Source organism: Streptomyces sp. NRRL F-6676 (assembly GCF_000725625.1).
Classification (GTDB): Bacteria; Actinomycetota; Actinomycetes; order Streptomycetales; family Streptomycetaceae; genus Streptomyces.
This window is the reverse complement of record NZ_JOHS01000030.1, coordinates 49,397-70,468: the sequence shown is the minus strand read 5'-3', so window position 1 is coordinate 70,468 and position 21,072 is coordinate 49,397. Positions and strand designations below refer to the sequence as shown.

The window sequence follows — 21,072 nt, the reverse complement described above, 5'->3', positions numbered from 1 at the left end:
TGGCGGCAGACGCCGATGAGTGCGAAGAAGCAGTAACAGCGAGGGACGACACCCCAACAAGGTAGACCGCGTCTCACCATGATCGTGTTACGAGCTCGTAGGGATGCCTGAGGCATTACATTGCTGCCCCCACCGGAGCATCGGTGGGGGCAGCAATGGTCTGGGAGGAGTCTGGGAGGGCTTGACGGCAACGTCAGCGGACGACGACGGTTGCGGCGGGTGGGTCTTCAGGTCCGTCGTCAGTTACTGTCGGCGCAGGCGCAGGCGCAGGCGCAGGCGCAGGCGCGGCGGGTGAGGTGGGGCGGGACCAGAGGCCGGCCCGTCGTCACGCTGGAAGCTGAGCCTGCCGTCCGCCCGCGATTGGCTCTGTCTCGACCCACCGCATCCCTACGCATACGGGTGCCCTCCGGGAGAGCCCAGGTTCCCGCTGCTCAGCTCCCTGCCGGCCCGAAGGCGTGTCGCAGGAGTTCCGCGTCCTTCTTCGGGAATGCCACGTCGTACGTCCCATCGGCCGTGCTCAGTTCGTAGCGTGCGAACTTCCCTCCCAGCGGCAACTTCTTGCCGGTGGGCTCGAGTGCGAAGGGTGGTCTCAGAGTGGCACTGCGCCCTCCTCGGCGGTCTCTCCAGACCGGCTCCTCCGTCACCGCGAGCCGCAGAAGGCCTTGCCTGAGTCGTGCGATCTGCTTGCCCTGGCCGACCTTGGTCATCGCCGCCCCGCCGATGCTCTTGGTGTAACCCACGACCAGGAGTGGCCGGCCGTTCTTGAAGTCCTCCACGTCCTGGGCGGACGTCCGCCGCCGGATCCACGTCCAGCGAAGCAGTGCGTCCCACGCGGTGATGGTCCCGGCGCTACGTCGCGCTGTCGGTGTCCCCGGTTTCATCGCATCCCCATTTCGTCCTGTGTCGAGCGCCGTGCATCAAGGCGGTGCGCGGCGTGCCGTGGAACACGCCTGCGCAGTGAGGCGGCCTCTCAACTCACCGTCTGGTTGGAGTGGTTGGCGTGTCGGGTGACTGACGTCTGCGACAGACAGGTTCGTGATCAAGGTTATCGGCGCGACGAGGGCTTGATGTGCCCGTCCGCTTGTTCACTTGTTCGCTCAGAGCCGCCCAGCGCCGCCGCACGAATGCCGCGCGCAGCCTTTCGGCAGGTGGTCGGCGCCTCGGCGGTTCAGTCGGTCGATCGTGCGCCCTATATTTCTTTGCGGTACTGAACGAACGGAGTGTGCTTGATGTCGGGTTTTGGTTGGAAGCTGCACGGCGATGGGCGCCGCCTGGAAGCGGGTGAGGTCGTCCGGCCCGGGGAGCGGCTCACCTGGGCCCGGACGATCGGGTTGGGCGCACAGCATGTCGTCTCGATGATCGGTGCGTGTTTCGTCGCCCCGGTGCTCATGGGGCTGAACCCGAGTCTCGGGCTGATGGCCTCGGGCGTGGCCACGCTGCTGTTCCTCGTCATCACGCGCGGAAGGGTGCCCAGCTACCTGGGGTCGTCGCTCTCCTTCGTCGGTGTCGCGGCAGTCATCGGAAGTCAGGGCGGAGGGCCGGCGGAACTGACTGGCGCCCTCTTCGTGGTGGGGCTCGCGCTCGCGGTGGTCGGTGTGGTGATTCGTTTCCTCGGATCGCGGGTCATCCATGCCGTACTGCCGCCGGCGGTCACCGGGGCCGTGGTCATGTTGATCGGTTTCAACCTGGCTCCCGTGGCCGCATCGAGTTACTGGCCGCAGGACCAGTGGTCGGCGCTCGCCACGATGGGATTCACCGGCTTGGCTCTGGTGGTACTGCGCGGCTTCTGGTCGCGCATCGCGATCTTTCTCGGTCTCGTGTTCGGATACCTGCTCTCGTGGGTTCTGGACCTGACCGCGGGCAAGATCCATTCGGTGGACGGCAGCGGCAAGGTGACGGATCACTGGCGCCTGGATCTCACGTCGGTCAAGCATGCCGCCTGGGTCGGCTTCCCCGATCTGCACGCGCCCGCGTTCAGTACGTCGGCGATCATCGTGGCCCTCCCGGTTCTCATCGCCCTGGTCGCGGAGAACACCGGTCACATCAAGGCCGTCGGTGAGATGACGGGTGACCCGCTGGACGACGAGCTCGGTACGGCGATCATGGCGGACGGCGCGGCCACCATGGTCTCCACGGTCGCCGGCGGCCCGGCCACGACCACGTACGCGGAGAACATCGGCGTCATGGCCGCGACCCGTGTCTACTCGACCGCGGCTTACCTGTGCGCGGCGCTCTTCGCGCTTCTCTTCGGGCTCTGCCCGAAGTTCGGAGCGTTCGTCGCGGCGATTCCGGGCGGTGTCCTGGGCGGCATCACCGTGATCCTCTACGGCATGATCGGCCTGCTGGGCGCCCAGATCTGGATTCGCAACAAGGTCGACTTCGGCCAACCGCTCAATCTCATCCCGGCGGCAGCGGGACTGATCGTCGGCATCGGCGGCGTAAGCCTGAAGATCTCCGACAACTTCGAACTCAGCGGCATCGCACTCGGCACCATCCTTGTGCTGGCCGGATACCACTGCCTGCGCTGGCTGTCCAAGGCGGCGGGCACGTACCAGCCGGCGCTGCTGGACGGTGGCCTGACCGAGTACGACGACCAGGAGCAGTCGTAGTGGCCATCGGGTCGGCGCCCGGCCCATACCAGGTGAGCCCCTGTTCAGAGGGGTGCTGAGCGGTCGCTTAGGATGGATGGTCCCGGCTCTGCCGACTCGGCGGCCGGGCGAGAACGTCCCCCTCCCCAGGAGTTGCCCCCGTGACCGCCGAAGCCCCGGCCGCACCCGCACTGTCGTACGGGCGGCTGATCCCCGTCACCGTTCACTTCGACGATCTCGACGCGCTCGGGCTGCTGCACAACGCCCGGTATCCGGTCATGGTCGAGCGGGCCTGGGCCGAGTTGTGGCAGAGGTACGGGTTCGGCGGGTACGAGGGGGACTGGGAGGCTGCAACGCCGTGCGGGAACTGCGGATCGGGTACGAGGCGCCGGTGAGCCGGCCCGGCGCGTACGCCGTGCACCTGTGGCTGGAGCGGCTCGGGACCACCGGGCTGACGTACGGATTCCGGTTCTGCTCGGCGGACGGGGCCGTCACGTACGCCCGCGGCAGCCGAGTGCTGGTGCGGCTCGATGCGGCGACGCTGCGGCCCACGCCGTGGAGTGAGCGGTTCAGGGCCGTGGGTCGGGAACTGCTGCACCCGGACCACCGCTGATCTTCTGCCGGTCGCGGTCGCCGGCCCGCAGGACCCCGGCGAACACCGCGAGGCCGCACGCCAGCACCGTCACCAGGCCGAACGACACCATCAGGCTGGTGGCCTCGGCCAGCGTGCCGATCGCGCCGGGGGCGACCAGCCCCGAGGTGTAGGTGATGGTCGCCACGCCCGCGATGGCCTGGCTCGGGTTCGGCCCGCTGCGCCCGGCCGCCGCGAAGCACAGCGGGACGACCACCGCGATGCCGAGCCCCATCAGGGCGAAGCCGGTCATGGCGACGGCCGGGTGTCCGGCCAGGACGACCATCAGTCCGCCGAGCGTCGCCAGTACACCGCCGGCGCGTACGGTGCGGGCGGCGCCGAACCGGTCCACCACCGCGTCGCCCGCGATCCGCGCGACCGCCATCGTGAACGTGAAGCCCGTGGTGCAGGCCGCCGCGAGCCCCGCCGAGGTCTCCAGCCGGTCCCGCAGGTACACCGCCGACCAGTCCAGGCTCGCGCCCTCCGCGAACACCGCGCAGAAGCCGACCGCGCCGATCAGCAGCGCCGACCGGGGCGGCAGCGAGAACCGCGGCGGCGGCTCCTCGTCCTCGGTGGGCCGCAGGTCCAGCACCCCTTGGCAGGCCACCAGGCCCAGGACGGTCAGGACGGCCGCCGCCAGGGCGTGGTGCACCCGTGCGTCGCTGCCCAGGTGGGCGGCGAGCGTGCCGCCGGCCGAGCCGAGCAGGGCGCCGGCACTCCACATGCCGTGCAGCCCGGACATGATCGACTTGTCGAGACGGTTCTCCACCTCGACGCCCAGCGCGTTCATCGCCACGTCCGACATGCCCGCGGCGGCGCCGTAGAGGAACAGGGCCGGGCACAGCGCGTACACGTTCGGCGAGAGCGACGGCAGGGTCAGGGAGAGCGTCCACAGCGCGAGCAGTCCGCGCAGCGCCGTGCGGGAGCCGAAGCGGTGGGTGATCCGGCCCGCGAGCGGCATCGCCACCGCCGCGCCGAGCGCGGGGAAGGCCAGTGCCAGGCCGAGCTGGCCCGCGCTCACCGAGGCGTGGTCCTGGATCCAGGGCACCCGGGTCGCGAACGAGCCCGTCACCGCGCCGTGCACCGCGAACACGGCGCCCACGGCGTACCGGGCGCGTTTCACCGTGTGCCTGTCCTGGACCCTGCCGCCCGTTCCGACCACGTCCGCCATCGTTGTCTTCCCTCCCCGGAGCCGTGCCTGTGCGATGACCGCCGTAAACTATCAGGAACCCTGCCTGATAGATAGCCGCTTTATGGCCGGGCGGTCGGTGCGCCCTGTGACGGGTGCCCACGGCCGGCCGGGCCGTCCCGTCTGGAAGGATCCCGGCATGCCCGCATCCCCGCGTACCGCCCGGGCCATCAACGACCGGCTCGCCCTGCGGCTGTTGCAGGAGCACGGTCCGCTGACGGCGGGGCAGTTGAAGCAGCTCACCGGACTGTCCCGGCCCACCGTGGCCGACCTCGTCGAACGTCTTGCCGTCGCCGGGCTGATCGAGGTGGTGGGGGAGTCCGGGGAGCAGCGGCGCGGGCCGAACGCGCGGCTGTACGGGATCGTCGCGGGGCGCGCGCATCTCGTCGCGCTCGACGTGCGTACCGAGGGGGTCGCGGTCGTCGTCGCCGATCTGCTCGGCTCGGTGCTCGCCGAGGCGTCCGTGCCGATCGGCGGCGGTACGGGGACCGGGCCGGCGGTGGAGCAGGCGGTGGCGCTGGTGGAGCGCACGGCCAAGGAGGCCGGCGCGGACCGGCTGCACACCGTCGGGATCGGCGCGCCCGGGCTCATCGACCCCGCCACGGGGGTGCTGCGCGACTCCTCCGGACTGCCCGAGTGGCACCGGCGGCTGGTGGCCGCGTTGCAGGAACGGCTCCCCGCGCGCGTGCTCGTCGAGAACGAGACCAACCTCGCGGCGCTGGCCGAGCGGCGCGACGGGGCCGCGCGCGACCGCGACACGTTCGTGCTGCTGTGGCTCGGGCACGGTACCGGGGCCGCCGTGATGCTCGACGGCGCGCTGCGGCGGGGCGCCTCCGGCGGGACCGGGGAGATCGGGTTCCTGCCGGTGCCGGGCACGGGAGGTCTGCCGTCGGCGACGGACTGCGCGGGAGGTTTCCACGCGCTGGCCGGCGCGGAGGCGGTGGTGCGGCTCGCGGGACGGTACGGGGTGACGGCTCCGGCGGGGGAGCCCGGGGCGTATGCGGCGGCCTTGGTGCGGGCGGGCATCGACGGCGGGGCGTCGGACTTCCTCGACGTGCTCGCGGAGCGGCTGGCCATGGGGGTGGCGTCCGTGGTGGCGGTGCTGGACCCCGGGTGCGTGGTGCTGGGGGGCGAGGTCGGGCAGGCCGGTGGGGAGGAACTGGCGGGGCGGGTGGCGGAGCGGCTGGCGGGGATGTCGCCGTTGCCGACGGAGGTGCGGGTGGGGGAGCTGGGGGGTGCGGCGGTGCTCCGGGGCGCGCTGCTGACGGCGCGGGACGCGGCGCAGGAGTCGGTGTTCGCGGCGCGGTTCGTCTGACGGGGGTTCGCCTGGCGCCCCTTCTGTGAGGCACCGCACAGTCACTCACCCCCTGCCGCGTGGCACACTGTGCCTGTACCAGAAGCAGCGCACTCCGGGGTCGGTGAAAGTCCGAACCGGCGGTTACAGTCCGCGACCCGGTCGCTTCCAGCGGCCGGTTGACCAGGTGAAATTCCTGGACCGACGGTTAAAGTCCGGATGGGAGGCAGTGCGCGGCGGGCGGGCATTCGTGCGCGCCGCCGTACCGGTTCGTCCACGTGGACGCGTGACCGTGCGGACTCGCGAGACACCTCGCGGGGCCCCCGCACCACGCGAGCGAAGGACGCGTCCGCTCGGCGTCGCCCCCGGTGTTCCCTCCCGTACGAGTCTGTCGCTCTCGACAGCCCCCGGAGTCCGTGCCCGAAGAGGCAGGAGGACCCGGGAAGTGTTCACCGGAATCGTCGAAGAGCTGGGCGAAGTCACCGCCGTCGAGAACCTCGGCGACGCCGCCCGCTTCCGGCTCCGTGGCCCCGTCGTCACGGAGGGGGCGCGGCACGGCGACTCCATCGCCGTCAACGGCGTCTGTCTCACCGTCGTCGACCACGAGGGCGACGAGTTCACCGCCGACGTCATGGCGGAGACCCTGAACCGCTCCAGCCTCGGCGCCCTCGCCGTCGGCTCGCGCGTCAACCTCGAACGCCCCACCGCCGTCGGCGCCCGCCTCGGCGGCCACATCGTGCAGGGCCACGTCGACGGCACGGGCGAGATCCTGGACCGCACGCCCTCCGAGAACTGGGAGGTCGTCAAGGTCTCCCTCCCCGCCGACCTCGCGCGTTACGTCGTCGAGAAGGGCTCCATCACCGTCGACGGCATCAGCCTCACCGTCGTCGAGGCCGGCCCCGCCCACTTCACCGTCAGCCTGATCCCCACGACCCTCGCCCTGACCACGCTGGGCCGCAAGCAGCCCGGCGACCCGGTCAACCTCGAGGTCGACATCGTCGCCAAGTACGTCGAGCGGCTGCTCGGCGCGGACCGGGAGGCAACGCGGTGAACTGGCTGAACTCACAGGCGTTCACCCTGTTCGACCAGCAGATCAAGTGGTCGGACATGATCGGCAACGTCATCGGCCTGGTCGGACTCGCGTTCGGCTGGCGCCGGTCCATCTGGAGCTGGCCCACCCAGTTCCTCTCCGGCCTCATCCTCTTCGCCGCGTTCGCCACCGCCCACCTGTCCGGCAGCGCCGGCAAGCAGATCGTCGTCATGGTGGTCGCCGGCTACGGCTGGTGGCAGTGGAACCGCGGCAGGGGCGGCGCCGAGGACGGCCACATCGCCGTCCGGTTCGCGACCTGGCGCGAGCGGGCGGTGCTGATCGCGGTCGCCGCCGTCGGCACGGTCGCCGTCGCCGCCCTGTTCAAGGCGTACCCGTCGCTGTCCTGGGACCCCTGGCCGGACGCGTACATCTTCGTCGGCACCGTCGTCGCGATGTACGCCCAGGCCCGCGGCATGGTCGAGTTCTGGCTGGCCTGGCTGCTCGTCGACGCCGTCGGCGTCCCGCTGAACTTCGCCAATGGCTTCGCCTTCTCCGGTTTCGTCTACGTCCTCTACGGCGCGCTGGTCCTGTGGGGCCTGCGCGACTGGTGGCTGCGCTCCCGCCGGGGCCCGCGGCCCGTCCTGGAAGGAGCCACGGCATGACCACGGCGCCCGTCCTGCACAGCACCGACCACCTCCTCGACGACGACCTCGCGCTCGACCCCGTCGAACAGGCGATCGCCGACATCGCGGCCGGCCGCCCGATCGTCGTCGTCGACGACGAGGACCGCGAGAACGAGGGCGACCTCGTCATGGCCGCGGAGAAGGTCACCCCCGCGCACGTCGCCTTCATGATGAGCGAGTGCCGCGGCCTGATCTGCGCCCCCATGGAGGGCGCGGAACTGGACCGGCTGCGGCTGCCCCAGATGGTCGACGACAACACCGAGTCCATGAAGACCGCGTTCACCGTCTCCGTGGACGCCACCGCCGCGCACGGCGTCACCACCGGCATCTCCGCCGCCGACCGCGCCACCACGCTGCGGCTGCTCGCGGGCGGCACCGCCGAACCGGGCGACCTCGTCCGCCCCGGCCACGTCTTCCCGCTGCGCGCCCGCCCCGGCGGCGTCCTCACCCGCAACGGGCACACCGAGGCCGCCGTCGACCTGGCCCGCCTCGCGGGGCTGCGCCCGGCCGGCGCGATCGTCGAGATCGCCGGGGAGGACGGCCGCATGCTGCGGCTGCCCGAACTCGTGCCGTTCGCCCGCAAGCACGGCCTGACGATCATCTCCATCGAGGACCTGATCGCCTACCGCCGCTCCACCGAGCACGCCGCACCCGCCGAGCCGTCCGTCCGACACGAGGCCGAGGTCCGCCTTCCCACCGCCCACGGCGACTTCACCGCGCACGGCTACCGCTCCACCGCCGACGGCGTCGAGCACATCGCCCTCGTGCACGGCGAGATCGGCGACGGCGAGGACGTCCTGGTCCGCGTCCACTCCGAATGCCTCACCGGCGACGTCTTCCACTCCCTGCGCTGCGACTGCGGCCCGCAGCTGGAGACCTCCCTGGAACTCGTCCGGCGCGAGGGCAGGGGAGTGGTGGTCTATCTGCGCGGCCACGAGGGGCGCGGCATCGGCCTGATGTCCAAGCTGCGCGCCTACGAACTCCAGGAACGCGGCCGCGACACCCTCGACGCCAACCTCGAACTGGGCCTGCCCGCCGACGCCCGGGACTACGGCGCCGGCGCCCGCATCCTCGCCGACCTCGGCGTGCGCAGCGTCCGGCTGCTGACCAACAACCCCGACAAGACCGACGCGCTCGAACGCCACGGCGTACGCGTCACCGCACGGGAACCCATGCCCGTGCAGGCCGGCGAGCACAACCTCCGCTACCTGCGCACCAAGCGGGACCGGATGGGGCACGACCTGCCCTGGCTGGACACGGCCACCGCGTCCCCCTGCGGCAACCAGTAGAAGGCCCGGATCAGTAGAAGACCCGGACCAGTAGAAGACCCGGACCAGTAGAAGAACCGCACCAGTAGAAGAACCGCACCAGTAACAGACCCGTCAGCCGCCGGGCCGTCCGGCGGAACACACCATCAGGAGACACGAGAACGTGAGCGGCAAGGGCGCACCGGAGCTGTCCGTACGGAACGTGAGCGACCTCAGGGTCGCCGTCGTCGCGGCGCAGTGGCACGACAAGGTGATGGACGGACTGGTGGACGGCGCCCTGCGCGCCCTGACCGACCTGGGCATCGACGAGCCCACGTTGCTCCGGGTCCCCGGCAGCTTCGAACTCCCGGTCGCCGCCAAGGTCCTCGCGGGCCGCGGCTACGACGCCGTCGTCGCCCTGGGCGTCGTCATCCGCGGTGGCACCCCCCACTTCGACTACGTGTGCCAGGGCGTCACCCAGGGGCTCACCCAGGTCTCCGTCGAGACCGGCGTCCCCGTCGGCTTCGGCGTCCTCACGTGCGACACCGAGGAGCAGGCCCTGGACCGCGCCGGCCTGGAGGGCTCGACCGAGGACAAGGGGCACGAGGCGGTGACGGCGGCGGTCGCCACCGCGGCGACGCTCCGCTCGGTATCCGAACCCTGGCACTGAGGCACCGGCCGGACCGCGTAGGGTAAGGACCACCATGTCCAAGAAGACGTTCGAGGAGCTCTTCACCGAGCTCCAGCACAAGGCCGCCCACGGCGATCCCGCCACCTCCCGCACCGCCGAGCTGGTGGACAAGGGCGTGCACGCCATCGGCAAGAAGGTCGTCGAGGAAGCCGCCGAGGTCTGGATGGCCGCCGAGCACGAGGGCAAGGACGCGGCGGCCGAGGAGATCTCGCAACTGCTGTACCACGTCCAGGTGATGATGGTCGCCCGCGGCATCTCCCTGGACGACGTCTACGCCCATCTGTAGCCGTCCCGTCCCTCCCGCCTCACCCCTCCCGCCCCACTCACGTCTCCCACGCGAAGGAAGCCGACCTCATGCTGCGCATCGCCGTCCCCAACAAGGGTTCCCTGTCAGGCCCTGCGGCGGAGATGCTGCATGAGGCCGGCTACCAGCAGCGCCGGGAGTCCAAGGAACTGCGGATCGTCGACCCGAACAACGAGGTCGAGTTCTTCTACCTCCGCCCGCGCGACATCGCGATCTACGTCTCCTCCGGCCGCCTCGACATCGGCATCACCGGACGCGATCTGCTCGTCGACTCCGGCGCACAGGCGGAGGAGATCCTTCCGCTGGGCTTCGCCCGCTCCACCTTCCGCTTCGCCGGCAAGCCCGGCACCGTCAGCGGCGTCAAGGACCTGGCCGGTCTGACCGTCGCCACCTCCTACGAGGGCATCGTCGCCGGACACCTCGCCGAGCACGGCATCGACGCCTCCGTCGTCCACCTCGACGGGGCCGTGGAGACCGCGATCGAACTCGGCGTCGCCGAGGTCATCGCGGACGTCGTCGAGACCGGGACCTCGCTGCGCAACGCGGGCCTGGAGGTCTTCGGCGAGCCGATCATGACCTCCGAGGCGGTCGTCGTCCGCCGCACCGGGGCGGACGACGAGGAGCCCAAGGTGCAGCAGTTCCTGCGCCGGCTCCAGGGCGTCCTGGTGGCCCGGACGTACGTGATGATGGACTACGACTGCCGCGTCGAGCAGCTCGAGAAGGCCGTCGCGCTCACCCCGGGTCTGGAGTCCCCGACCGTCTCCCCGCTGCACAACGAGGGCTGGGTCGCCGTGCGCGCCATGGTCCCGGCGAAGAAGGCGCAGCGGATCATGGACGACCTCTACGAGCTGGGCGCGCGCGCCATCCTGACCACGGCGATCCACGCCTGCCGCCTCTGAACCGGCCGGAGCGACACCATGCCGACCCCGCCCGTCTCCTCGGACCCGTCCGACATGCCCGCGACGCCCGCCCTGCCGGTCACCTTCCGGCCGGGGCGCACCCGGGCCGTGCTGCTCACGGCCGCCGTGGCGACCGTCGTCGTCATCACGGTCGTCGCGCTGCTGCTCGAACAGCTCGGGCCCGGTGAGCGTCTGAGCTTCGTGTTCACCGCCGTACTGCTCGCCGGAGTGCTGCTCCTGCTCTCCCGGCCCCGGATCACCGCCGACGACTCCGGGGTGACCGTGGTGAACATCACCAGCCGGCGCCGGCTGGAGTGGGCGCAGATCATCCAGGTCAATCTGCGCCCGGGCGACGCCTGGGTCTTCCTCGACCTCAGCGACGGCACCAGCCTGCCCGCGCTGGGCATCCAGCCGGGCATCGCCAGGGAACGCGCCATCGCCGACGCACGGGCCCTGCGCGCGCTCGTCAGGGCCCGGTCGGCGCACGACCCCGAGCCGTCCTCGGGGGAACCTCAGGGCTGAGTCGGGGCCGTCGGCCCTGCCGCACCGGGCCGCGTCTTGATTAATCTGGGGGACGGAGACGTCGGTACGACGCCTCCGCCCCCTGCCGCACCGCCCGGTGCCCGGGGGCTCCTGCTACCCGAGGAGTGACTCCCTCCGGCGATGGACGGACCGTCCTGCAGTACCTGCGCCGCCCCCTGCCGACATAGCGCGGACCCCCTCCGCGCGCGTGCTCGGGCGGCGGCATCATGACCATCCCCCTGCTGCTCCTGGCAGCCGCGTTCCTACTGATCCTGGCCAACGGGTTCTTCGTGGCCGCCGAGTTCGGCCTCGTCACGGTCGAACGGCCCGAGGCGGAGAAGGCCGCGGCCGACGGCGACCGGCGCGCCCGCACGGTCGTCGAGTCGCTGAAGCACCTGTCGTTCCAGCTCTCCGGCACCCAGCTCGGCATCACGATCACCTCCCTCGTCGTCGGCATGCTCGCCGAACCCGCGCTGGCCGAACTGCTGCGCGGCCCGTTCGGCGCGGTCGGCCTGCCCGAGGGCGTCGTCTCCGGTCTCGCCGTGGTGGTCGGCATGCTGCTGGCCTCCGCGATACAGATGGTGATCGGCGAACTGGTGCCGAAGAACTGGGCGGTCTCCCGGCCGCTTCAGGTCGCCCGCTTCGTCGCGGGTCCCCAGCACGTCTTCGCACGACTGTTCCGACCGGTGATCGCGGCACTCAACACCGTCGCCAACCGGCTCGTACGGGCGCTCGGCGTGGAGCCGGCCGACGAACTGGCCTCCGCCCGCACCCCCGGCGAACTCGTCTCGCTGGCCCGGCACTCGGCGCAGGCCGGCGCGCTGGAGCAGGACACGGCCGACCTCTTCGTGCGCACACTGTCGCTGGGCGACCTCACCGCCCAGCACGTGATGACCCCGCGTGTGAAGGTCAGCGCCCTGCAATCCTCCGCGACCGCCGAGGACGTGGTGAATCTGACCCGGGCCACGGGGCTGTCCCGCTTCCCCGTCTACCGGGAGAAGATCGACGAGATCGTCGGCATGGTCCACCTCAAGGACGCGCTCGCGGTCCCCGCGCACAACCGGCTGCGGGTCACCGCCGCCCGGATCGCCCAGCCGGCGGTCCTGGTTCCCGAGACGCTGCCGGTGCGGCCGCTGCTGACGCGGCTGCGCAGCGAGCAGCCCATCGCCGTCGTCGTCGACGAGTACGGCGGCACGGCCGGCGTGGTCACGCTGGAGGACATCGTCGAGGAACTCGTCGGCGAGGTCCGCGACGAGCACGACGGCCTCGACCTGCCCGAGCTCGCCGCCGCCCCGCCGGAGGAGGGACGCCCCTCGTGGGACGCCGACGGCGGCCTGCGGGTCGACGTGCTGCGGCGCATCGGCCTGGACGCGCCGGAGGGGCCGTACGAGACGGTGGCCGGCCTCGTCGCCGACCTCCTCGGCCGCATCCCCGCCCCCGGCGACCGCGCGGAACTGCCCGGCTGGCGCCTGACCGTCCGGCAGGTCGACCACTACCGCGCGGAACGCGTCCGCCTGACCCGCACGGAGGCCACGGCGGAGCCGGTCACGACACCGGCGCCCCCGGCCCCGCGCACCGCGACGAAGGCGGCACGGCACGCCGCGCGGTCCGGCGGCGCCCCGGTGGCACCGGCCGCCGCCCCGACCTCGCCCGCGCCCGGCGGCACGGCGGCGGGGCCGGGGCGCGCCACCCGGCCCGCGGTACCGGCTTCCGCGCCCGGCGGCGGTCCCGACGCGCCGGCCGGCCGGCCGGCCTCGGCCGTGTCGCCGGACGTGGGCACCGCGTCCGGACCGGTCACCGGGCCGACGGCGCCGAGGACCGGCGCGGAGCGGTCCGCGCCGGCGGACGCGGCGGTGGGGACGGGTGCCGCGGCGGCACCGGCCCGACGGCCGGCTTCCGCGCCCGGCGGTTCCGCGACGCCGGCCCCGCTCGCACCGTGGGGTGCGGTGACCACGTCCGGGCCTGTCGCCGGTTCCGCGGCGGCAGAGGCCGGTGCGGGGTCGCTCGCGTCGGCCGGCCCGGACTCGGGGACGGACGGTTCCGGGGCCGCGGCGGCACCGCGTGACGTGACCACCGGGTCCGGGGGCCGTGGCGGGAGCGCGGCGCCGCCCGCCGCGCGCGCCGCGCGCGAGGGGACGCCCTCCGGCCGGGACGGCGGTGAGCCGGCCGGGTCCGGCCGGGAGCCGTCGGCCGAGGGACGTCCGACGCCCGACGTGGTGGACGGGGCCGATGGGCCCGGTGTGCGGGCGGGACGGGGCGGCTCGGCCGCGGAGGTCGTGCGATGAGTCTCGTGCAACTCCTGTTCGCCGCGCTGCTCGTGCTCGCGAACGGGTTCTTCGTCGGCGCCGAGTTCGCGCTGGTCTCCGTGCGGCGCAGCCAGATCGAGCCGCTCGGCACCGCCCGGGCGCGCCAGGTGCTGTACGGCCTGGAGCGGCTGCCGCAGATGATGGCGGCGGCCCAGTTCGGCATCACCGTCTGCTCCCTCACCCTCGGCGCCGTCGCCGAGCCCACCGTGGCGCACCTGCTGGAACCGCTCTTCGAGGCGGTGCGCCTGCCCGAGGGGATGATCCACCCCCTCGGATACGTCATCGCGCTCGCCGCCGTCGTCTTCTTCCACCTCGTCATCGGCGAGATGGTGCCGAAGAACCTCGCGATGGCCGCTCCCGGGAAGGCCGCGCTGTGGCTCGGCCCCGGACTGGTCGCCTTCGCGCGACTGTGCGGGCCGGTCACGGTCTTCCTGAGCGCCTGCGCCCGGCTGATCCTCCGGCTGTTCCGGGTGGAGCCCAAGGACGAGGTCGAGGCGGTCTTCACCAGCGAGCAGCTCAACCAGCTCGTGGAGGACTCCGGCCAGGCCGGACTGCTCGACCCCGAGGAGCAGGAGCGCCTGGAGGACGCGCTGGAGCTGGGCTCCCGCCCGGTCACCGACGTCCTCCTGGACCGCGCCTCACTGGTGACCGTGCGGCCCGCCGTCACCCCGGGCGAGATCGTGGCGCTGACGGCCCGTACCGGGTATTCCCGGTTTCCCGTCGCCGCCGGGACCGGCGCCTTCATGGGCTATCTGCACGTGAAGGACGTCCTCGACCTCGAGGAGTCCGAGCGCGCGGTGCCCCAGCACGTGTGGCGGCCGATGACCACCCTGGCCGCCGAACTCCCGCTGGACGACGCCCTGACGGTGATGCGGCGGGCCGCGACCCACCTGGCGCAGGTGGCGGACGCGTCCGGGCGCGTGCTCGGCCTGGTCGCCCTGGAGGACGTGCTGGAGCTGCTGGTCGGAGAGGTACGGGACCCGGCACACCGGGTCGCCGCCGGGGAAGCGGAGGCGCCGGTGGCGTGACGGACGGCGTGGGCGGAGACCCCGAAGGCTCCGCCCACGCCGTGCGCCACCAGCGCGGACGGTTCCCGCGGTCCCCGCTCCCGCCGCCGGCTACAGCGCGGACGGGTCCTGCGGGCTCCGCCCGGACAGCACCTCCCCGTACGCCTGCATCAGATCCGGCAGCCGCAGCGTGGCGAGGTCGTCCCGGGACAGCGTCCCGGGATACGTGGTCAGCCGCAGGTCGCGGTAGGCACAGCTCTTCTCGTACAGCGTGCGCAGGAACCGCCCGTTGCCCAGCTCGTCGATCCACCCCTGGTCGACGACGTGCCCGGCGATCGAGCGCAGCTCGTCCAGCGCCTCCTCGTCCCACACGTCACCGTTCTCCCCGGCCAGCACCTCCCCGATGGACGTCAGCTCCAGCGGCCGGTACGAGGGGAAGTCCACCCGCGTGGTGAACCGCGAGGACAGCCCGGGGTTGGCGGCCAGCAGCCGGTCCATGCCCTCGGGGTACCCGGCGAGGATCACCACCAGATGGTCCCGGTTGTCCTCGGCCCGCTTCAGCAGCACTTGCAGCGCCTCGTCGCCGTACGCGTCGCCCTTGCCGTACCCGGAGTTGGACAGGGCGTACGCCTCGTCGACGAAGAGGACGCCGCCGATCGCCGAGTCGATCAGCTCGTTGGCCTTCACGGCCGTCTGGCCCAGATACTCGCCCACCAGGTCGGCCCGCTGGGCCTCCACCAGATGGTCGCCGCCGAGCAGCCCGAGCGCGTAGAACACCCGGCCGAGGATGCGCGCCACCGTCGTCTTGCCGGTGCCGGAGGGGCCGGAGAAGACGAAGTGCCGCTTGGGCGGCTGCACGGGCAGCCCCTGACCGGCCCGCAGCCGGGCCATGTTGAGCTGCGCCGACAACGCCTTGACCTGGCGCTTGACCGGCTCCAGCCCGACCATCCGCTCCAGCTCCGCGAGCGCCTGTTCGAGCAGCGCGGGGTCGGTGGGCCCGGCCGGCAGCGGCGAGCCCGTCCCGGGGGTCCGCTCCCGGGCCGCGTCGGCGGCCGGCGCCGCGACGACGGGGCCCACCGGACCCACCGGGTCCACCGGACCGCCGGGGCCGCTCGTCGGCTCCGGTTCGGGGGAGACCCGCAGATCCCGCCCCTCCGCGCCCGCGCCGAACAGCGGATCGACGCCGTCGAGACCGTCCGGGCCGTCCAGCAGGTCCTGGCCGATCCCGGCCAGGCTGACCGCCGCGAGACCGGCCGCGTCGTCGTACCCGTCCCCCTCCGCGATCGCCGCGAGCCGGGCGGAGGTGTCCATGAACGCCGGATCCACCCGGTGCACCGCCCGGTACAGGGGCAGCGCGGCCGCCGAGCGGCCCGTGCCCTCGTGCGCCCGCGCCAGCCAGTACCGCAGCTCCTTGCGCTGCGGCTGCTCGCTGCGGCACCGCATCAGCGCGGCCGACAGCAGCGGCTCCGCCTGCCCGAACATCTCCAGCCGCACCCGGGCCATGCCGCCGAACAGCCCCGCCTCGATGCCGAGCAGGGTGTCGTCGATCAGCGGATCGGTGTGCCGGACCAACTGCTCCCAGTCCTTGACCAGATAGGCCCGGCAGGCATGCAGGAAGCGGACCTGGGCGTCGGTGTCGACCGGCGGCAGCCCCGCGAGCGCCCGGTCCAGCTCCGGCACATGCCTGCCGTCCAGCCAGTGCGAGGCGTGCGCCAACAGCAGATCGCGCGGGCTCTCCAGCACCGGCTGCACCCACCAGCCCAGCCAGTACCAGGAGTTGAAGGTGCGACGGTGCCGTGCCCGCTGCTCCCCGAAGCGCTCGCGGTGATGGAACATCCGCAGCAGGGCGGTCGTCGTGTCGACGCGGAGCGCGTGCAGCCCGAGCCAGCCGTCCGCCATCCCGGGGTCCATCCGTACCGCGGCCCGGAACTCCTCCTCGGCCTGCGGATAGGCGCCCATCGTGTAGGCGTCCACCCCCCGCAGCCAGGCGAGGTCGGCCGGAGCCTCGGGGCCCTGCGTGCCGAAGTCCATCACGTCCCCCACAAACCGTGCCCCCGATGGTTCACCGCCGGGCCGTTGCCCGCCGGCAGTCCTCGAACCGCTGTACCGCGGACCGGAGTTGCAGCGGTGCGACCAGGCAGACCCCGGTCACGCCGAGGGCATCGTACCTGCGGGGCAGCCGCCCGCCGAAGGGTGCCGTCCGACCTGTTGGACGAGGTGGGAGCACGGGGGCGCACACGAATCGGTGACCCTGAGTGAGCGCATCGCCGCGCTCGGCACGCGAAAGGAACGCGGCAGGAGGCGGAGGGCGGAACGAAGCCCCCGGTCACGGGGGAACAACCGGGGGCTTCGCGCGGGAGGGCGGCTTCGGTGCACCGCACATTGAAAACGTAGGACGTCCACGGTCCCCCGGTCAAGCCGGAGAGGGGCGCCGGCGCACGCGGATGAGCAGGGACTTCACGAATTCAGCACACCGCTGACGGACCGTCACCCTCAGTGAGGGAACCACCCGTCACAGCCGTGCCCGCCGGCCCCGGCAGCACCAGATATCCGCCGTCGGATCCGTCCGGATCCCCGCCGCGCACCCGCCGCACCAGCAGATCGGCGAAGGGCCGCGACGGATCCCGCGCGAAGTGCCGGCGCTCCGCCCGGACCCAGCCGTCCCAGAACTCCCGCTGCTCCTCCCCGTCCCGCTCCCGCCCGGCCCGCCAGGCCTCCTCGGCCGGCACCTCCATCCACAGCAGCCGCGCCAGATGCGGGCGCAGGGCCCGCCGACCGGCGCCGACCCCCTCGACCAGCACCACGGGCGCGGGCGGCAGCGCACGCGCCGGACCGAAGCGCCGCGCACGCCAGTCGTACGGGCGGTAGTGCGCCGTCTGCCCCCGGCGCAGCGGTGCGACGACCTCGCGCAGCAGCCGCTCCGTCCAGTCGAACAGCTCCTCGTGCGTGGCGACGTCGTCGAGACGCAGCACGGGCGCGCCGCCCAGCGCCCCCGCGAGCCGCCCCGCGCACGTGCTCTTCCCGGACCCCGCGTGCCCGTCGATGGCGACGAGCCGCACGTCCCCGCACGACGGCGGCGCCTGCCGCACGGAGGAGGCGAGCTGCTGAAGGGCGAGTTCCACGCGAGGAGTCCTGAGCGACGAGGAGGGGCAGGGCCGACAGCGGCATCCTAGGTTCCCGTTCCCCGGCGCACGCCAGTGGTCGAGACCAATAGTGGTGGCGCGCCGAAGCGTCGGGATGCTGGCAGGCGTCCGCCTCCGGCGGCCATAGTTGGCCCACTCGCGTCCGACCGCCGCGCAAGGACACAGGACACTCGGGGGTACACACACATGCCCAGCCCATCCCAGCCCTCCCGCCGCACCCTCCTCACCGCCGCGGTGGCCGCCGCCGCGGCCGGCACCGCGATCCCCGCGGCCGCCGCCACACCCGCCGACCGGCCGACGAGGAGGAAGCCCGCACCCACCGTGGACTATCACGCCTGGACCTCCCACACCGACTGGCGCTCCGGCACCGCCAGGGGCACCCGAGCCGTCCCCGGCACCCGCCCCGGCCTGGTGCTCGACACCCCGGCCGGCCGCACCGACTACGCCGACCCGCACACCGGCCGGACCTCCACCTGGGAGTACGCCACCTGGACCTCCCCGGCCCACACCCTCTCCGTGCCCGCCACCGAGGTCATCGCCTCCTGGAACGCGCACACCCCGGCCGGCACCTGGATCCAGACCGAGCTGTCGGCCCGCTACTCCGACGGCACCGACACGCCCTGGTACGTCATGGGCCGCTGGGCCGCCGGCGACGAGGACATCCGCCGCACCTCCGTCGACGACCAGAGCGACGGCAGGAGCAGTGTCTGGACCGACACCCTCGCCCTCGACGACGCCGCGAGCGGACTCCGGCTCGCCTCCTACCGGCTGCGCCTCACCCTGTACCGCGCCCCCGGCACCCGGAGGACGCCCACCGTATGGCGGGCGGGCGCCATGGGCTCCGACGTCCCCGACCGCTTCACGGTCCCGGCCTCCACCCCCGGCGCCGCCCACGAACTCCGGGTCCCGAGCTACTCGCAGGAGATCCACAAGGGCCAGTACCCGCAGTACGACAACGGCGGCGAGGCCTGGTGCAGCCCCACCTCCTCCCAGATGATCGTCGAGTACTGGGGCCGCCGGCCCACCGCCGCGCAACTGGCCTGGGTGGACCCGTCGTACGCCGACCCCCAGGTCTGCCACGCGGCCCGGTACACCTTCGACTACCAGTACGAGGGCTGCGGCAACTGGCCCTTCAACGCGGCCTACGCGGCCACCTACCAGGACATGCAGGGCGTGGTGACCCGGCTGGCCTCGCTCACCGACGTGGAGACGCTGGTCGCCGCGGGCATCCCGGTCATCACCTCGCAGTCCTTCCTCAAGGAGGAGCTGACGGGCGCGGGCTACGGCACCTCCGGGCACCTGATGACCGTGACCGCCTTCACCGCCGACGGCGACGTCGTCGCCCACGACCCCGCCGCGCCGAGCGACGCGGAGGTGCGGCGCGTCTACCGGCGCCGCGAGTTCGAGAACATCTGGCTGCGCACCAAGCGCTACGACGCGAACGGCCAGGTCAAGAGCGGTTCGGGCGGGGTGTGCTACCTGTACTTCCCGGCCGGCCCGACGCCGGGCGTCAGGCGCGCGCTGGAGAGCGTCGGGGTGCGGTGACCCGGGCCGCCGCACGACCCGGCGTGCTACGGCGCCGGGTCGGCGGGCGCCGTGCCGACCGATTCCGTGCCGGTCTGCTCGGTCTGCTCGGTCTGCTCGGTCTGCTCCGTCTGTGACAGCGCGGCGAGGAGCCGCAGCTTCTCGTCGCTGTCGCTGTTCCTGTCCGGGTAGTAGACGACGAGGATGACCCCGCCGACGGGCAGTTTGTCGCGGTGCAGACGCAGTTCGCCGACGGCCGGGTGGTTGACGGTGACCGTGCCGCCGTCGAGGACGCGGACGTCGTGCCGGGCCCACAGGGTGCGGAACCGCTGGCTGGACAGCGCCAGCTCCCCGACGAGTTCCACGAACCGGGGGTTGTCGGTGTCGTCCCCGATGGTGCTGCGCAGGGCGGCGACGAAATCGGCGGTGGCCCGCTGCCAGTCCTGGTGGAAGGCCTGTTCCTCGGGGTCCAGCAGCAGCGAGCGCAGCCGGTTCTCGCCGGGCCGCAGCCGGGGGGAGAGCGCGACGGCCATCTGGTTGGCGGCCAGGACGTCGAAGGCGCGCCCCTCGACGAACGCCGGGACCGTCAGATGGGCGAGCAGTTCGTGCAGCCGCGCCGGTACCCGCTCGGGCCGCCTGGCGCGTGACGCGCGGGGGCGGGCGGCCGCGAGGCCGAGCAGATACGTCCGCTCCACGTCGTCGAGCCGCAGGACGCGCGCGAGCGAGGAGAGGACCTGGGAGGACGGGTTCCGGTCCCGGCCCCGCTCAAGGCGCAGGTAGTAGTCCGGGCTGATCCCGGCGAGCAGGGCGACCTCCTCGCGGCGCAGCCCGGGCACCCGCCGGTTGCCGCCGGGCGGCAGCCCCGCCTGCGCCGGGGAGACCAGCTCGCGCCGGGCGCGGAGGTAGTCACCGAGCCGGTTGCCGGATTCCTCGTCCTTCATACCGCCACGGTAATGCGGATCCCGGGCCGCGAAGGGGGCCCTGTCAGGACCAGGGAACACCGGGGCACTGCCCCCTTCGGCGCGGGTCGCGAAGACTGCCGTCGTGCCGCCCGTCCGGGACGGACGGCCGTTCCTCACCGTCCGCGCCGCCGGACCGCACACCGGCGGCGCCCGTACGAAGGGAAGATCCCGTGGATCTGACCAACCGCACCGTCCTCGTCGTCGGCGGCACCTCCGGCATCGGGCGCGAGCTGGCCCGCCGGTTCGCCGCGGCGGGCAGCACCGTGGCCGTCGCAGGGCGTGACCCGCGCGCACTCGCGGAACTCGAAGGGCAGGGCTTCGGCACGGTCAGCGTGGACGTCACCGACGACGCCTCCGTCGCCGCGGCCCGGGACGCCGTGCTCGCCCGGTACCCCGGCCTCGACACCGTGGTGACGATGTCCGGCGTCATGCTCCTGGAGGACCTGCGCGACCCCGCGCACTTCGAGACCGCCCGGACGACGGTCGACACCAACCTCCTCGGCACCGTCCGCGTCCTCGACGCCTTCACCCCGCACCTGGTCGGGCGCGGCGCCGGCACCTTCGTCACCGTCACCTCCGGCATCGCGTTCCTGCCCTTCCCGCCGATGCCCAGCTACGCCGCCTCGAAGGCCGCGGTGCACGCCTACTCGGAGGCGCTGCGCGCGCAGCTCGACGGCACCGGGGTCGACGTCGTCGAACTCGTCCCGCCGGCCGTCGCCACGGCGGGCCAGGAGAAGGTGAACCCGCACGCGCTGCCGCTCGACGACTTCGCGAGCGAGGTCATGGAGCTGCTGTCACAGGAGCCCACGCCCCGCGAGATCCTCGTCAAGGGCGTCCTCGGGCATCGCTGGGCCGAGCGCGACGGTACGTACGACGGCCTCGTCGCCCAGCGCTCCCGGGCGCTGGCCATGCTCCCCGGCCGGCAGGGCTGACCGCACGCCCCGGGTGCCGGTGGGGCGGACGGCCGGGCCGGGGGCCTGTGAGCAAGCTCTCGGCCGCGCCCGCCGCATCCGGTGGCAAGGTGGACAGCACGGTGGGGGGAGCCCAGATCC

General features: G+C 72.8%; 17 protein-coding genes, 2 pseudogenes and 1 riboswitch. Of the genes and pseudogenes, 14 read left to right on the top strand and 5 right to left on the bottom strand.

Translation table 11 applies throughout. The features are described 5' to 3' along the window. Nucleotides 1–431: 431 nt before the first annotated feature. A complete protein-coding gene (locus IO29_RS19640; RefSeq protein WP_030380834.1) occupies nt 432–776 on the bottom strand; it encodes a hypothetical protein in 345 nt (114 codons plus the stop codon). A 453-nt stretch (nt 777–1,229) separates the two neighbouring features. Here IO29_RS19640 and IO29_RS19635 point away from each other — a divergent pair, with 453 nt between their 5' ends. After that, a complete protein-coding gene (locus tag IO29_RS19635; RefSeq protein ID WP_030380833.1) occupies nt 1,230–2,609 on the top strand; it encodes a uracil-xanthine permease family protein in 1,380 nt (459 codons plus the stop codon). A 140-nt stretch (nt 2,610–2,749) separates the two neighbouring features. Further along, nucleotides 2,750–3,201: pseudogene (locus IO29_RS19630) on the top strand (acyl-CoA thioesterase). Here the strand turns inward: IO29_RS19630 and IO29_RS19625 are convergent. Further along, nucleotides 3,158–4,390, bottom strand: a complete 1,233-nt coding sequence (locus IO29_RS19625) for an MFS transporter (protein ID WP_030380832.1) — start codon at nt 4,388–4,390, stop codon at nt 3,158–3,160. The pseudogene IO29_RS19630 and the gene IO29_RS19625 overlap by 44 nt on opposite strands. Before the next feature lie 157 nt (nt 4,391–4,547). On the opposite strand from IO29_RS19625, the gene IO29_RS19620 reads away from it, so the two are divergent. The 10 genes and pseudogenes from IO29_RS19620 to IO29_RS19575 all read left to right on the top strand — a co-directional run bounded on the left by IO29_RS19620 (nt 4,548) and on the right by IO29_RS19575 (nt 14,412). Beyond that, nucleotides 4,548–5,723: an ROK family transcriptional regulator gene (locus IO29_RS19620; RefSeq protein ID WP_030380831.1), complete on the top strand. Its 1,176-nt coding sequence runs from the start codon at nt 4,548–4,550 to the stop codon at nt 5,721–5,723. Between the two features lie 85 nt (nt 5,724–5,808). Next, a riboswitch (FMN riboswitch) is annotated at nt 5,809–5,939 on the top strand. 208 nt (nt 5,940–6,147) lie between these two features. Further along, nucleotides 6,148–6,753, top strand: coding sequence for a riboflavin synthase (locus IO29_RS19615; protein WP_030380830.1), 606 nt, complete (start codon nt 6,148–6,150; stop codon nt 6,751–6,753). Then, on the top strand, nt 6,750–7,394 hold the full coding sequence (locus tag IO29_RS19610) for a nicotinamide mononucleotide transporter family protein (RefSeq protein ID WP_030380829.1): 645 nt from the start codon (nt 6,750–6,752) through the stop codon (nt 7,392–7,394). Before IO29_RS19615 ends, IO29_RS19610 begins: the two co-directional genes overlap by 4 nt. Beyond that, nucleotides 7,391–8,704, top strand: coding sequence for a bifunctional 3,4-dihydroxy-2-butanone-4-phosphate synthase/GTP cyclohydrolase II (locus IO29_RS19605; RefSeq protein WP_030380828.1), 1,314 nt, complete (start codon nt 7,391–7,393; stop codon nt 8,702–8,704). The genes IO29_RS19610 and IO29_RS19605 overlap by 4 nt, the downstream gene beginning before the upstream one ends. A gap of 142 nt (nt 8,705–8,846) precedes the next feature. Continuing rightward, entirely contained in the window at nt 8,847–9,332 is a 486-nt protein-coding gene (ribH, locus tag IO29_RS19600; protein WP_030380827.1) for a 6,7-dimethyl-8-ribityllumazine synthase, read from the top strand. A gap of 34 nt (nt 9,333–9,366) precedes the next feature. Continuing rightward, nucleotides 9,367–9,639, top strand: coding sequence for a phosphoribosyl-ATP diphosphatase (locus tag IO29_RS19595; RefSeq protein ID WP_030380826.1), 273 nt, complete (start codon nt 9,367–9,369; stop codon nt 9,637–9,639). A 68-nt stretch (nt 9,640–9,707) separates the two neighbouring features. Continuing rightward, nucleotides 9,708–10,556 (top strand): ATP phosphoribosyltransferase, encoded by an 849-nt coding sequence (hisG, locus tag IO29_RS19590; protein ID WP_030380825.1) that lies wholly within the window; start codon nt 9,708–9,710, stop codon nt 10,554–10,556. Between the two features lie 54 nt (nt 10,557–10,610). Next, complete coding sequence (locus IO29_RS19585) at nt 10,611–11,078, top strand: PH domain-containing protein (protein WP_030380824.1); 468 nt, start codon at nt 10,611–10,613, stop codon at nt 11,076–11,078. Nucleotides 11,079–11,305: 227 nt separating this feature from the next. Then, nucleotides 11,306–12,616 (top strand): annotated as a pseudogene (locus IO29_RS19580) (hemolysin family protein); the annotation flags it as partial. Between the two features lie 743 nt (nt 12,617–13,359). Further along, nucleotides 13,360–14,412, top strand: coding sequence for a hemolysin family protein (locus IO29_RS19575; RefSeq protein ID WP_030380822.1), 1,053 nt, complete (start codon nt 13,360–13,362; stop codon nt 14,410–14,412). A 90-nt stretch (nt 14,413–14,502) separates the two neighbouring features. Here IO29_RS19575 and IO29_RS19570 read toward each other — a convergent pair whose 3' ends face one another. Beyond that, nucleotides 14,503–16,422 carry an AAA family ATPase gene (locus IO29_RS19570; protein WP_030380821.1) on the bottom strand — a complete coding sequence of 640 codons (1,920 nt, stop codon included), beginning with the start codon at nt 16,420–16,422 and terminating at the stop codon, nt 14,503–14,505. A gap of 434 nt (nt 16,423–16,856) precedes the next feature. Beyond that, the gene (locus IO29_RS19565; RefSeq protein WP_030380820.1) at nt 16,857–17,513 is read right to left on the bottom strand and encodes a uridine kinase family protein; all 657 of its coding nucleotides are present in this window, start codon (nt 17,511–17,513) and stop codon (nt 16,857–16,859) included. 207 nt (nt 17,514–17,720) lie between these two features. Here IO29_RS19565 and IO29_RS19560 point away from each other — a divergent pair, with 207 nt between their 5' ends. Next, nucleotides 17,721–19,079: a peptidase C39 family protein gene (locus IO29_RS19560; RefSeq protein WP_030380819.1), complete on the top strand. Its 1,359-nt coding sequence runs from the start codon at nt 17,721–17,723 to the stop codon at nt 19,077–19,079. 26 nt (nt 19,080–19,105) lie between these two features. On the opposite strand, the gene IO29_RS19555 is transcribed toward IO29_RS19560, so the two are convergent. After that, nucleotides 19,106–19,999 carry a helix-turn-helix domain-containing protein gene (locus IO29_RS19555; RefSeq protein WP_030380818.1) on the bottom strand — a complete coding sequence of 298 codons (894 nt, stop codon included), beginning with the start codon at nt 19,997–19,999 and terminating at the stop codon, nt 19,106–19,108. A 191-nt stretch (nt 20,000–20,190) separates the two neighbouring features. Between IO29_RS19555 and IO29_RS19550 the strand changes: the two genes are divergently transcribed. Further along, on the top strand, nt 20,191–20,952 hold the full coding sequence (locus IO29_RS19550) for an SDR family oxidoreductase (protein ID WP_030380817.1): 762 nt from the start codon (nt 20,191–20,193) through the stop codon (nt 20,950–20,952). Nucleotides 20,953–21,072: the final 120 nt, after the last annotated feature.